General features: G+C 35.1%; 10 protein-coding genes and 2 pseudogenes. 5 read left to right on the top strand and 7 right to left on the bottom strand.

From position 1 onward, the window contains the following. Nucleotides 1-8 precede the first annotated feature (8 nt). Nucleotides 9-959, bottom strand: a complete 951-nt coding sequence (locus HUB92_RS03715; RefSeq protein ID WP_209472420.1) for an IS481 family transposase — start codon at nucleotides 957-959, stop codon at nucleotides 9-11. On the opposite strand from HUB92_RS03715, the gene HUB92_RS03710 reads away from it, so the two are divergent. Beyond that, nucleotides 942-2264: a hypothetical protein gene (locus tag HUB92_RS03710; protein WP_244663032.1), complete on the top strand. Its 1323-nt coding sequence runs from the start codon at nucleotides 942-944 to the stop codon at nucleotides 2262-2264. The two genes, HUB92_RS03715 and HUB92_RS03710, sit on opposite strands and share 18 nt — an antisense overlap. 31 nt (nucleotides 2265-2295) lie before the next feature. Here the strand turns inward: HUB92_RS03710 and HUB92_RS03705 are convergent, their stop codons facing one another. Continuing rightward, complete coding sequence (locus HUB92_RS03705) at nucleotides 2296-2433, bottom strand: hypothetical protein (RefSeq protein WP_209472418.1); 138 nt, start codon at nucleotides 2431-2433, stop codon at nucleotides 2296-2298. Here HUB92_RS03705 and HUB92_RS03700 point away from each other — a divergent pair. After that, nucleotides 2408-3174, top strand: a protein-coding gene (locus HUB92_RS03700) for an IS5 family transposase (protein ID WP_410543339.1) whose coding sequence is annotated in 2 segments (ribosomal slippage) — nucleotides 2408-2735 and nucleotides 2735-3174 — 768 coding nt in all. Because the reading frame shifts where the segments join, the coding sequence is not laid out codon by codon here. The two genes, HUB92_RS03705 and HUB92_RS03700, sit on opposite strands and share 26 nt — an antisense overlap. Here the strand turns inward: HUB92_RS03700 and HUB92_RS03695 are convergent. From HUB92_RS03695 to dnaA, 4 genes and pseudogenes are all read right to left on the bottom strand, one after another. Continuing rightward, nucleotides 3171-3506 (bottom strand): hypothetical protein, encoded by a 336-nt coding sequence (locus tag HUB92_RS03695; RefSeq protein ID WP_209472414.1) that lies wholly within the window; start codon nucleotides 3504-3506, stop codon nucleotides 3171-3173. The genes HUB92_RS03700 and HUB92_RS03695 overlap by 4 nt on opposite strands. Before the next feature lie 132 nt (nucleotides 3507-3638). Next, nucleotides 3639-4715: pseudogene (gene gatB / locus HUB92_RS03690) on the bottom strand (Asp-tRNA(Asn)/Glu-tRNA(Gln) amidotransferase subunit GatB); the annotation flags it as partial. 23 nt (nucleotides 4716-4738) lie between these two features. Next, nucleotides 4739-5571 (bottom strand): annotated as a pseudogene (locus HUB92_RS03685) (IS5 family transposase). A gap of 37 nt (nucleotides 5572-5608) precedes the next feature. Further along, the gene (gene dnaA, locus HUB92_RS03680) at nucleotides 5609-7009 is read right to left on the bottom strand and encodes a chromosomal replication initiator protein DnaA (protein WP_209472410.1); all 1401 of its coding nucleotides are present in this window, start codon (nucleotides 7007-7009) and stop codon (nucleotides 5609-5611) included. A gap of 326 nt (nucleotides 7010-7335) precedes the next feature. Between dnaA and HUB92_RS03675 the strand changes: the two genes are divergently transcribed. After that, nucleotides 7336-8073: a type I glutamate--ammonia ligase gene (locus tag HUB92_RS03675; RefSeq protein WP_209472408.1), complete on the top strand. Its 738-nt coding sequence runs from the start codon at nucleotides 7336-7338 to the stop codon at nucleotides 8071-8073. A 3-nt stretch (nucleotides 8074-8076) separates the two neighbouring features. On the opposite strand, the gene HUB92_RS03670 is transcribed toward HUB92_RS03675, so the two are convergent. Beyond that, nucleotides 8077-8799, bottom strand: coding sequence for a hypothetical protein (locus HUB92_RS03670; protein WP_138264854.1), 723 nt, complete (start codon nucleotides 8797-8799; stop codon nucleotides 8077-8079). A gap of 175 nt (nucleotides 8800-8974) precedes the next feature. Between HUB92_RS03670 and HUB92_RS03665 the strand changes: the two genes are divergently transcribed. Both HUB92_RS03665 and nusA read left to right on the top strand, forming a co-directional pair. Beyond that, nucleotides 8975-12049 carry an efflux RND transporter permease subunit gene (locus HUB92_RS03665; RefSeq protein ID WP_209472406.1) on the top strand — a complete coding sequence of 1025 codons (3075 nt, stop codon included), beginning with the start codon at nucleotides 8975-8977 and terminating at the stop codon, nucleotides 12047-12049. Nucleotides 12050-12137: 88 nt separating this feature from the next. Next, entirely contained in the window at nucleotides 12138-13700 is a 1563-nt protein-coding gene (gene nusA / locus HUB92_RS03660) for a transcription termination factor NusA (RefSeq protein ID WP_070357032.1), read from the top strand. Nucleotides 13701-13709 lie beyond the last annotated feature (9 nt).

The raw sequence follows: 13709 nt of genomic DNA, 5'->3' as shown, positions 1-13709 counted from the left end.
AAAGTTGCTTAGATGTATGGTCCCAGAGTGTGATGGTGTGGATTTAGTATAAATAATTCTGGAGACTGTGTCCACTGATAACATATAAATTCATAAGGAGTAAGACCCTTAAGAGTTTTGAGTCTCTTTGCATAATTATAAGCCATAACAAAGTTATAAAGGTGTTCTTTAAGTTGCTGGTGCGATTGATAGTAATACTTCTTAACTGTAGCATCCTTTAAAGTTTTATTCATACGCTCGACTTGCCCATTCGTCCAAGGATGGCTAACTTTTGTCAAACGATGTTCAATAACATTCCCTTCGCAAACTCTATCAAATATATGTTGGAAAGCATACTTATGACGCTTCTGGTTTGTAAATTGTATACCGTTATCTGTCAAAATAGTATGGATTTTATACGGTAAAATTCTAATCAAATTACGTAAGAACTCAGCAGCTATGGGTTTTGTAGCACTGTTACGCAACTCAACATAGGTAAATTTGGATGTCCTATCAATAGCAACAAACAAATGTAATTTGCCCTCCTCAGTTCTAACTTCAGCAATATCAATATGAAAGTAACCGATAGGATATTGTTTGAATTTCTTTTTTGACTTAACTTCTCCATCAACAGTTGGTAATCTGCTAATGTTGTGTCTTTGTAAACAACGATGCAAGCTAGAGCGAGTCAAATGCGGAATTGTAGACTGCAGAGCGTAAAGGCAATCATCTAGTGGCAGTAGTGTATACTTGCGAAATGTAACTATTATAGCTTCCTCTTCTAGCGTTAAAACAGTCGATCTTGGACGCTTTGGACCCATATCAGCATCTTTCGTAAATGAACGTTTTCTCCACTTAATAATAGTTTTTGGATTAAGGTTATAATGCTTGGAGAGTTTTGCTATGCTCTCTTTTCTATTTTGTATTGCTCTACGAATCGTCTGTGTTGTTTTGGCGCACCCATGCAATATTTGTCCCATAACTCCTCCTTTGATGGTATTTTTTTCTCATATTTTATCATACCATCACACTCTGGGACTGTACATCTCAGAAAAAATAATATTTTAAAAGATTCTTTAAATTTAGAACAAAGTGAAAAGAGTCAAGGAAAAGATAGATCACACGAAGTGAGTTTGGAAGGTAGAAAGCAAAAGGAAGGTACTTTTGAGCTGCGAAAAGAAGAACAGCCGAAAGAAAAATTAGGTGGTAATCGCATGAGGCAAATAAAGCGACCAACAACAGCACCTCCGGCTGCTCCAGATTCGAGGAAGGTACGCTTTAAATCAGAAATATCCTCAGATGGAGAAAGCAAGGCAAAGTCTACATCTTCTTTACTAAAAGGAGCTAATAGTTTTAGTATGCCTGATGCTAAGGAAAATCCTTCTGAGGATTCAGGCTATGAAAGTTCATTAGATCAGGGGTCTGAATATGAAGACATATCAAATTATCAAGAGAAAAAGCAAAAGGAAAATCCTTTATATGAGCAGAGAGAAGATTCAGGCTATGGAAGTTCATTAAATGAAGAGTCTGTATACAAAGAGATATCAAATTATCAAGAGAAGAAGAGTAAAATTTTAATAGAAAATTCGCAGAGTTCAAAATCGCCCAAAGAAGAGCCAATTTATGCAACAGTTCCTAAAGAACATATAGAAGCAAAAAGAGAACGTAAGCAGAAACAACAACCTCAATCCCTCGTACCACCAAAACCACCGCAAGTGCCAAAAAAAATGTTTACTACTGGTCAAGAAGTTAGACAAGAATCGAAAGTGGTAATCAAAGATAAACCTGCAGTACCGCCAAAGCCTAAAAATCTAAGCCGTGCTAATCAAAAAGTAAGCACAGAGCCAAAAGTAGTAGGAGTAATTCTTAAAAAATCAGCTGAAAGAGTACCACTAAAATCTGAAAATCAAGACAATAGGAAATCAGCACAAAAAGCTGCTGGTAAGGCGATACCAAAAGTAGCAGCAGCTACTATGAAAGGAGGAGCTAATCGCGAGATGGGCAGTAAAGTAAAGGCATTAAAAGAAAAATTTGAGCAAAATCAAGCAAAAGGAAATGCTAATGTACAGCTTGCTGAAAGCAAAACCACTCCAGCAGCACAAGCGGATATCGGTGTGAAGAAAAAACAATCTCATTCATTTCTAACAGAGAATAAAAGATCTGCAACGAAACACGTAACAGCAAAATCTGATCCAAAATCTCATGTCAGCAAAAATTCCCTTCTCACGCATGCAAATGTAAAGGAAATGGTTGCACAAATTGAGAAAGGAAAAGGAGGAAGATAGTAACATTTGGGAAAAAAACATATGTGTCAAGTCAAGAGATTGTGAGCAAATTTAGGAAATTATAGCTAAACTGACTTAGAGCCTGTCTTGAAAAGAAATGAGAAAGAGAATATGATGAGATAAGTAAAAAATAGTAGGTAAAAATGTATCCAAGTGATATAAGTGACAAAGAATGGGAAATTTTGGAGCCAAGTGTTGCACAAGGTGCAGTAGGACGGCCAAGAAAGCACAATATTAGAACAATTATTAATGCAATAAGATACATAATGAAAGGTGGTTGCCAGTGGAGAATGCTGCCAAAAGATTTTCCGCCATGGAAAACGGTGTATGATTATTTTCTCAGGTGGCGTAATAGTGGCAAATTGGAAGAAATACACGATATGTTAGTAAAAAAGGTAAGAAAAATGGTTGGCAAAAATGAAATACCTTCGGTAGGAATAATTGACAGTCAATCAGTGAAAACCACTCAAAAAGGGGATCCAGAGGATATGATGCTGGCAAGAAAATAAAGGGTAGAAAACGTCACATCATTGTGGATACAATAGGCCTAATTATTACAGCTGATGTTCATAGTGCAGGCATTCAAGATCGTGATGGTGCTCTAAATCTTTTTACTCAAGCTAAACGAAAAGCTTCAACGCTACAAAGGTTTCTCGCTGATCAGGGATATATTGGTAAATTGCAAAATTACTGTTTATTGAAAACAGGATGTTTATTGACGATTACTAAAAAAGCAGCTGATGCTGTAGGATTTCAAGTTATTCCTAAACGGTGGATTGTTGAAAGAACTTTTGCTTGGCTTTCCAATTTTAGACGTATGAGCAAGGATTATGAGCATTCTCCTCTTACTTCAAAAACTAATATCTCCTTTAATATGATTACTATTATGCTTGCTAAATTAGCTGCTTAGTTCCTTTCAAGACAGGTTCTTAGATATGAAACAAAATATTTTGGAACGCTAAATTCACCACTTTTATTTTTTGAAAGCAATTTACCTACACCGATTTTTTCGCATTCATTTTGCTTGTGTTTGTTTTGTATAAACCTATGTACTATTTTTTCATTTTTCCTATCCTGAAAAACAATATCATCAAAACCCGTAGCTGATTCCATTTCTGTAGCTAAACGGAAAGAATATCCAACATCTACTGCACGTTTGAGAAGCAGCATTACCCACTTTAGTTGGTAGATATCACCATGAAGAGACCGCTTTCTTCCCCAAGCAGGATAAGTTTGAGGCATCCTCAACCTCACATAATTTTAAAAATAGTACCAACAAATGGTAAAAAAGTTATATGTCATGATATACAGATATCGTAACAAAGACCTTGGAATATCTACGAGATGTGCTGTTATGTAAATAAAAAAATGTGACTAATTACTTAATCTCTCACTCAAAATTGAATTCACCACATCAGGGCTGGCTTTTCCTTTGGTAAGTTTCATAACTTCGCCGACAAAGAATCCGTATAACTTTGTTTTACCGCTTTTGTATTCTTGAACTTTATCTTGGTTGTTATTGACGATTGTGTCGATAACTCCTGATATTTGACCTCTATCGGTTATTTGTTTTAGGTCTTGCTCTTCTATAATTAAAGATGCAGGTTTGCCAGTTTCAAACATACTATCGAATACCTGCTTGCCAAGTTTAGCAGAGATTGTTCCATCAACGATAAAATCTAAGAGTTCGGACAAAGCATTTGCTTTGATTGGGGAGCTCACAATATCAATACCTGCTTTATTCAAACGACCAAAAAGCTCTACGGTTAACCAGGTAACGGCGAGCTTTGAATCATGTTTTTTTATCAATTCCTCAAAATAATCAGCAATTGCTTTATCGGAGGTAATGACGTTTGCATCGTATTCATTGATACCCAATTCCTCAATGTATCGCAGCTTTTTTTGATCTGGCAACTCGGGCAAAGATGATTGAATTAAATCAATTTTATCCTGGCTTACCTCAACAGGTAATAAATCAGGCTCAGGGAAGTATCTATAATCGCTTGCATCCTCTTTGCTTCTCATCACTTTTGTTTTTCCCGAAGCAACGTCAAACAATAAGGTATCTTGACTTATTTCTTCTCCACTTTCTAAAATTTCAATTTGTCTTTGTATTTCATAGTCTATAGCTTGCACAATATAACGTATCGAGTTCAGATTTTTTATTTCACAACGAGTGCCAAATGTACTACTGCCTTTTAGGCGGACAGAAACATTTGCATCACAACGAAGTGATCCCTTTTCCATATCACCATCACATGAACCAATGTAACGCAAAATCTGCCTCAATTTTTTCATGCATTCTGCAGCTTCCGCAGATGAACGGAGATCTGGCTCTGAAACAATTTCCATTAAAGCAACCCCTGCACGATTTAACTCTACATAAGTTCTGCTTTCCTCATGAACGCTCTTTCCTGCATCTTGCTCTAAATGAATTCTCGCAATTCTTAGAGGTTGTCCGGAAACTAGTAAATTCAAGCATATTCCCTCTTTAACATAACCCTACTCATAGCTAGGTATATGAAATTCTCAGTGGATGTTGTGAGTAAATCATACTCCTTCGATAGCCTTCTATTCCTATTAACCCAAGCAAAAGTCCTTTCTACAACCCATCTTCTTGGCTGTACTTTAAACCCTTGTTCTCTTGTTGGTAGTAGCTCAGGTGGCGTATCTTTGTGCACCCAAAATCTACATGGAGGCCTTTTAACAATTTCAATATCTATGTCATATTCTTCCTTTATGTGATTCTTTAAATTTCTTCCTTGGTATCCCATGTCAGCCCACATTTTTTTAACTTTAGTATATTTTGTTCTCATATTGTTTAATGCTATTTTAATACCATCTCTATCATTTTCGTTAGCAGCGCCTACGTAACAACCTAGTATAAAACCCTGAGTGTCTGTAATTATATGCCTTTTTCTACCCTTTACTTTTTTACTTCCATCATAGCCTTTGATCCCCCCTTTTCTGTAGTCTTTACAGATTGACTATCTACTATACAGGCACTCGGCTGCTCATTCCTTCCTATTTTTCTTCTACTATATTTTGTAATTTCATAATTCATTTTCTCAAAAATTCCCTGCTTCTTCCATTGCCTGAACTGCTCATACACAGTCTTCCATAGCGGAAAATCATTTGGTAAATACCGCCATTGACACCCTGTACGCAATACATAGAAAATTGCTTCTAATATTTCTTTTTTGCTATACTTTGGCGGCCTTCCTCCTTTCTTGTATGATACTCTGAAGTGTTTTTCTATTCTTGCCCATTCCCTTTCGCTTAGATCTGTTGGATACTTTTTTCTCATCTTTACCCCGTACTAAAATTTCAGATATTATAGCCTTTTACTTGTTTCCGGACAACCTCTTAAACATTTTTTTTAATCGATTGATTTCATCAGCAAATTTTGAGTCGGTCTTTATAAAATTTTCTACTTGTTTTACTGCATGTATAACAGTAGCATGGTCTCTGCCACCAAAGTTTCTCCCAATATCTGGTAGGCTTTTTTGCGTAAATTTTTTGGCAAAATACATAGCTATTTGTCTTGGCCTTGCAAGACTGCGAAGCCTTCTATTGGATTGCATATCTGCAACCTTTATATTGAAAAATTCAGCTACTTTCTTTTGTATTTCTTCTATTGTGACTGACCTATGATTTGACCTAAGAAGATCGATTAGGGTTTCACTAGCTGATTCTACCGTCATACTTCTTCCAATTAATGAGGTATGGGTAACCTTATTTAATGCTCCTTCTAATTCTCTTATATTAGATTTTATGTTCCTTGCTAAAAACTCTAGGACATCTTTCGGAACATACATATTCATCTGCTCCACTTTTGCCTGCAATATACCAAGCCTTAATTCAAAAGTTGTTTCATTAATATCTGCCACCAACCCCCAACCGAGTCGTGATTTTATTCTTTCTTCCACTCCATCAAGATCACTAGGAGACCTATCAGCTGATATAACCAATTGTTTATTTTGGTCTATCAATGCATTGAAAGTGTGAAAAAATTCTTCTTGTGTACTATCTTTACCACTGATAAATTGCACATCATCTACCATCAATACATCTACTGATCTAAATTGCTCTTTAAATAACATAATATCTTTGCTTCGCAGCGCTGTAATATATTGGTACATGAATTTCTCTGCTGATAAATACACCACTTTTCTTTTTGCTGATGGGGAATTGACTATGTGCCAAGCTATAGCATGCATTAGATGTGTTTTACCAAGTCCCACTCCACCATATAGAAACAAAGGATTGCTGCCTAATATTGGATCTATAGATTCTGCCACACGCTTTGCCGCCGTAAATGCTAATTCATTTGGCTTTCCCACTACAAAATTATCAAAGGTGAACCTTGGATCCAGCGGCGAACCAAGATTATGATTACTTTCCTCTCTGTTTTTTAGTATAACATTAAAATTTGAATTCCTCTCCTCAATTACTTGAATATCAATAGAACGTATACTTTTATCTTCGCTTTGCCATAATGATAATATTTTTTTCATGTAATGAACTGTAATCCACTCTTTTATAAACCTTGTTGACACGGATAAAAGAACTTCCCCATTTCTGCTATTGACAAATTTTAGTGAACTCAGCCAGCTATTATATGTTGCTTCTCCATAAAGATTATAAAGACAATTTTGGATTTTTTCCCAAGTAACATTGTGATCCGTTACTGTAATAATCTGATCAAAAAACATAGTAGAAACCTTAGGGCTAGTTAAGTTCATATACCACACCAAGAAAAAAGCAATAATTAGAAAAATATAAGATAATCAATAGCTTACTGCAAAATGAAAAGCTAATACTACTTAATACATACTAAAAATTATGGTAATTTTTTGATGGGTTGTAAAGGGTATAAAAACATTAAAATTGATCATTTTTATTTCAAAAAAATGATCAATTTGTAAATGTCGCTTGTATCGAGGATTAGAAGCATGCTATTAAAAACAGTAATACATTATGTATAAATAAGATGTTAAATTTACTGGCAAATAAGTAAAGTATTCATATAAATATAGCTAACCTAATATAGATTTACTGAAGCAAATTTATGATTATATTAAGTAATTTGAGTTGTTATGCTGTATTCGGTATTGAACTAGAGTTTTACATTGAAGGAATAGAAAAAGAATACTTATTTCTGAATAGCATCAAAAATAAAATAGCATCTCTTGAATTTTCTTGCGAGAAGGAGAATTCTACACATCAGTATGAGATAAAAAGTGGTTGTTATACGAACTCCTACAATTTAATTAAGCATTTTGAGTTAGCAAAACAATCACTTACTGAAACAGCACAAAAACTAGGTGGGAATGTTTCTTTTAAAGCAAAGCCTTATTTGGATAGAGCAGGCAGTGCATTAAATGTGCATGTTAATCTCGTGAATTCAAATAACGGTAACTTATTTTATATCAATGAGCAAAAGTACAGTGACTATCTGATTCATAGTATTGGTGGATTATGTGCAATGATGAAAAAACATATGTTGTTTTTTGCTCCAAATGATGATTCATATTTAAGATTTCAGTATCCGGATATTCACACTCCAACTACGATTAGTTGGGGAGTAAATAACAGAACTGCTGCGATAAGAATTCCCTATTTTGGCAACGATTCCAAAAGATGCCGCCTAGAGCACCGTGTTCCTGGAACAGATTGTAACCTTGAAAAAGTACTCACAGCAATAATTGAAGGTATAGTTTGTGGTATAGAGAACAAAATTGCTCCGCCAAATAGAGTGTATGGCATTGCATCTGATCCTCAATATAAGATGGAGAGTTTGATATAGCAACTACCTGTTAAACCCTAACCCATTAAACTCCTTTGAGGTAATTGGCCATTCTAGCACTTTCCTCACATCATTATTTACATTCCCATACTGTAATAGCAAGTCTGCAGCAGATAGTTTCTGCGTACTTTTAGATGATCCAAGCCCTATATTGGTAAGGTTGCTCGGTGGCTGCTCAGGAAGTGGATTACCAGATACATCCATGTGTTCAGGGAGAGATTTCATCTGATTCTTTATAGAGCTAGAGTTATTTTGTGCAGGATTTCTATCATCTGACATGTCAAGAATAATTTTCTCAGGTACTACCATAGTTTTTGTATAATCAGCAGAATGACTGCCTTCAGTGTTCTTAAATTCATCAAGAATTGGTTCGCCAAACGCATTTATAGGGCCACCAAGTGATCCTTTCTCCATGCGCTCTTCTGCTCTTTTCCTTATTATTTCTTCTGCTAGCTCAGTTTCAGTTCTTTTTGGTTCTTTTACGGTACCTTTTTCTTCACCTTCATCTCCTGAAACACCAGTAATTTCAGCAGGCTGTTCTTTTTTAGTTCTTATTTTATGAATCAGCGAAAGTAATAAGTAAGTAACTGCAGCAGCAGAAACGATAATGGCTATCTTTGCGGCAATGTGGATTGCTGTTAAAAATATTAAAGCTGATAAAGCTCCAGCTAATCCAGACACAATAACTTTATTTTTGCCTTTTGTTATATTTAGAATTGCCACCATAATAACCTCTCAAATACTGCTCTAGAATTATTATACAGAAATTTTCTTATACTTGCAATTTTGCAAAAATTTTAATTATTTGCGTAAAGTTTTAAAGCTACACAAGGATTAATTAATATGCAATGTATCTCGACTATAATATTGTACAAACGCACATATTCAGCTAACATTCAACATGCAGAGCTTACTCATAGAGCGAAACAGGGCGGTGGTATTATTACTTATAGTAATTTTTATCTTCGGTTCATACGTTTATGTAAAAATGCCAAGGGAAAGCAATCCTGGTATACAGATTCCTATAATCAGCGTGTTTGTTGGACTTCCTGGGATTTCTGCTCAAGATAGTGAAAAGCTATTAGTGCTTCCTATAGAAAATGAACTAAGATCCATCGAAGGTGTAAGAGAATTGAGAGCTTTTGCAACTAATGATGGTGCTCACATGATACTCGAATTTGGAACAGAGTATGATAATAAAGAAGTGCTCGATAATGTCCGTTCAAAGCTTTCAAACATAAAATCGAAGTTACCTGTTGAAGCGGAATCTCCGATAATAAATGAAATAAACTTGAGCTTATTTCCGATACTCAATGTCGGCTTAATTGGTAATTTGCCAGAAAGAGCCTTAACTGAAATAGCACGCAAGCTAAAGAAAGAAATAGAATCTCTGCCAAATGTTCTCAAAGTTGAAGTGGCAGGTATGCGTAAAGAAACAGTGGAAGTGATAGTTGAGCCCACAGTTCTAACAAAATATAACATTCAATCAAACGAAATATTCCAAGCTATATCAAGCAATAACAGACTAGTGGGAGCTGGGTCACTGGAAAATGATACCGGTAAATATTCGATTAAAATATCAGGGTTATTAAAAGATATAGAAGATATTATGAATATTCCTATTAGATCTCAAGGCGATGCAGTTTTGAGAATCAAAGATATAGCAAAAGTATACCCTAGGTTTGAGGATCACCAAGGATTTGCTCGCATTAATGGATTACCTAGTGTCGTGCTAGGAATTTCAAAACGTAACGGAAAAAACATAATAGACACAGTAAATCAAGTAAAATACTTAATGGATAAGGCAAAAGATCAATTACCTGAAAATTTAAAAGTGGTGTACTTAAACGACCAGTCAAAAAACGTCCGCGATGTGCTTGATGACTTGGAAAACGGCATAATATTTGCTGTGTTGTTAATATTGATCATAATGATGCTTTCTATGGGAACAAGGATTGCTATTCTTGTGGCACTCTCGATACCCGGTTCCTTTCTCATTGGGATAATAGCTCTTTACTTTATGGGTATAACCTTAAATATCGTTGTGCTCTTCAGTTTAATTATGGCTGTTGGCATGCTGGTTGATGATGCAATTGTGATCAGCGAATATGCCGATAGAAAGATGATCTGCGGAATGGACAAAGTAGAAGCTTTTTACACTTCAGTTCGTGATATGTTTTATCCGGTTCTATCATCAACGTTAACTAAATTAGCAGTGTTTTTTCCTCTATTATTCTGGCCTGATACTGTTGGTAAATTCATGCAGTACATACCAATTACAATAATCCTAACTTTGACTGGATCGCTCATTATGGCTTTGGTTTTTATACCAACACTTGGTGCAATATTTGGTAAGCCTTCGATAACTTCAAAAAAAGAAATAAAAAAAATGAGTGCTATAGAAAGTGGTGAAATAAAAAATGCTGGGCCTATAATAAGAGCTTACGTACGCATGCTAGAGAAGGTTTTGGATCATCCTAAAAAATTCGTATGTGCTACTGTATTCGTTTTGTTTTCATTTAGTGTGCTGTACTTTACTTTTGGTCCTGGAGTAAAGTTTTTTCCGAAAGTGGATTCAGATAATATTTTAATCAGTGTTAAAGCAAAAGAAAGCTTATCAGCCAAAGAACGAGATCTGATACTCAAAGAAGTGGAAGAACGCATTTTGAGCATTGAAAAAGAAATTCATGTTTCTTATGCTAGATCAGGAGCATTTTCAGACAACGTTATCGCCAGAATACAACTAGAACTTATGGATTGGCGCTTCAGGCGCAAAGCTAAGCACATACTAAATGATATAAGGAGCAGTGTGCAAGACATGAAAGGAATAATAATTAATGTTCAAGAGGAAAAGCCAGGACCGTCGGCTGACAAGCCAATACAAATTAACCTCAGCGGGAGTGTATCCAGTTTGAATTTAGCAGCAGAGAAAATTCTAGAAATTATGAACCAACCTTCATCCGGGTTTATAAATATTCAAGATAGCAGATCAGCACCTGAAATAGAGTGGAATATGAGTGTTGATAAGAGTAAGGCTACAAGCTCTGAAGTAAGTGTTGCAACCATTGGCGATTTTATAAAGATGGTTACAAATGGAGTATTGATTGGAAAATATAGACCAAATAACACGGATGAAGAAATCGATATTGTACTCCGTTTCCCCAGAAAGGACCGCAATATGAAGACTATAGACAATCTTTTTATCAATACAGTTAATGGCCCGTATCCTATGAGCAACATAGTAAAATATGCTCCCGAAAAAAAGGTAAACAAACTAAACAGGATTGATGGATTACGCACAGTGACAATCTCTGCTGACGTTGATACTGGCTATCTTGTTGATGAAAGAGTAAAGTTCATTCAGAATTCTATTGCCCAGGATTGGGACAAGGGAGTAAAAATTGATTTTAAAGGCGACAAAGAAGATCAACAAAAATCAGGAGCATTTTTGTTAAAGGCTTTTATATTAGCGATTACACTAATGATATTGGTATTAGTGACACAGTTTAATAATGTATACCATATATTTATCGTAATGACAGCAGTGTTTTTATCCACAACATGTGTGTTTTTTGTTTTCTTTCTTATCCAACAAGTTTTCGTAGTTGTTATGTGTGGAGTGGGGATAATTGCTTTGGCAGGAATTATAGTGAATAATAACATACTATTGCTTGATGCCTTTCATCATCAAATTAAGGTACACAAAAATGACATCAAGCGATGTGTAATAAACGCTGCAATTTCTCGCGTTAGGCCAATATTGCTTACCGTTGCAACCACAGTTCTTGGTTTAATACCGATGATTACCAGGTTAAATATCAATTTTTTTACGCTACAAATCACATATGATGCTCCATCAAGCCAGTGGTGGGTTGACATTTCAACAACCATAGCAAGTGGAATATTGGCTGCAACGGTTTTAACTTTATTCTTTACTCCTGCGTTGCTTGTTATACAAAAACATGAAAAAACTTGACTTAAATTAGCAATCATTTAACATTTAAGATAGTGTTCTTTGCCCGTTGGAGCTATAATTATAACTAATTACATTGGATTTATTTATTATGATTGCTAATCGTAAAAGCAGTGTTAAGCAGAAAAGTAACAAGAATAACATAGTTGGAAGCCTTGATGTAATAAAAACAGCAGGAGAGCTTTCACTTCAAAAAGGTTTAGATTTTGATGTTGTAATAAAGGCACTAGAAAGTGCTATAGAAGCAGTGGCTCATCAAAAATATGGTAGCAAAAGTAAAATTGTAGTTGATATAGATAGAAACACAGGCAAAGTTACTTCATATAGAAAACTAAAAGTTATTGATGATGAATCAAATGAAAAAGAGAATACTGAGTGTGAATCAATTACGCTTACACAAGCTAAATTAATAAAAGGAGATGCAAAAGTTGGAGATACTGTTAGTGAATTGCTCTCTCTTAACACTGATCTTGCTTCAGCAAGAATTGCCCAGCAAAAGATTGCTCAAGTAATTAAAGATGAAGAGTCAAAAAAGCAATATGAGGAGTTTAAAGATAAAGTGGGAGAAATAAGGTATGGTATTGTTAAACAAGTAGAATATTCAGATCTTATTATAGACATAAATGGCACTAGGGCATATCTTCCATTGCGAAATTTAACTGGTGGTGAATCATTTCGTGAAGGTGATAAGGTTAAAGCTTACATACAGACTGTTAAGCGCTCTGATGATGGACGTCAAATTATTCTTTCTAGGACTCATGAAGGCTTTTTGGAGGCATTATTAAATCAAGAAATACCAGAAATTGCTGACGGATTAGTGACAATTAAAGGTATAGCTAGAGATGCTGGTTCAAGGTCTAAGGTTGCCGTTTTCTCTCCCGACAAGAACATTGATCCAGTAGGTGCTTGTGTTGGAGTTAAGGGAGATAGAATAAAAACTATTATACACGAATTAAATGGTGAAAAAATTGACGTTATAAATTACTCCTCAGATTTGGGTCAATTCGTTATTAAAGCCATTACTCCTGCAGAAGTATCGAAGGTTATTATTGATGAAAATGAAAATTGCATAGAGTTAATAGTTGCTGAAGATCAATTGAGTTTAGCGATAGGAAAAAAGGGCCAGAATGTAAGATTAGCTTCAGAGCTTGTTGGATGGAAAATTGAGATATTAAGCACTCAGCAAGAATCAGAAAGGCGAAGTAAAGAACTTAGTCAATGTTCAGCTTTATTTGCTGAAGCTTTAAACTTAGAAGAGATTATGGGTCAGCTATTGGTAACAGAAGGTTTTTCAAGTGTAGAAGACATATCTAGCGCTTCAATTAAAGAGCTTGCTTCAATAGAGGGCTTTAATGAAGATATTGCAAACGAACTTCACAATAGAGCAAATAAGTACCTGAAAGCAGAAAATGATAGAAAAATAGAAGAGCTAAAAAGTTTAGGTATGGAGGATGATGTAATCAATTTAACTTTATCAATAGACAATAAAATTGCTCTTAGTAAGCATGATATTAAGACTTTAGAGGACATAGCAGATTTATCAAGTTATGAGTTTTGCAGCATACTCTCTTCCTCATCCGATAGCAAAGAAGATCTAAAAGATACAGTAGATTCAATAATCATAGAAGCACGTAAAAAGCTTGGATTAATATAATAAAATAAT

It is taken from the genome of Wolbachia endosymbiont of Wiebesia pumilae, from assembly GCF_017869285.1.
Lineage (GTDB): Bacteria > Pseudomonadota > Alphaproteobacteria > Rickettsiales > Anaplasmataceae > Wolbachia > Wolbachia pipientis.
Note: the sequence above shows the minus strand (reverse complement) of the source record. Positions and strands in the feature narration are given on the sequence as shown.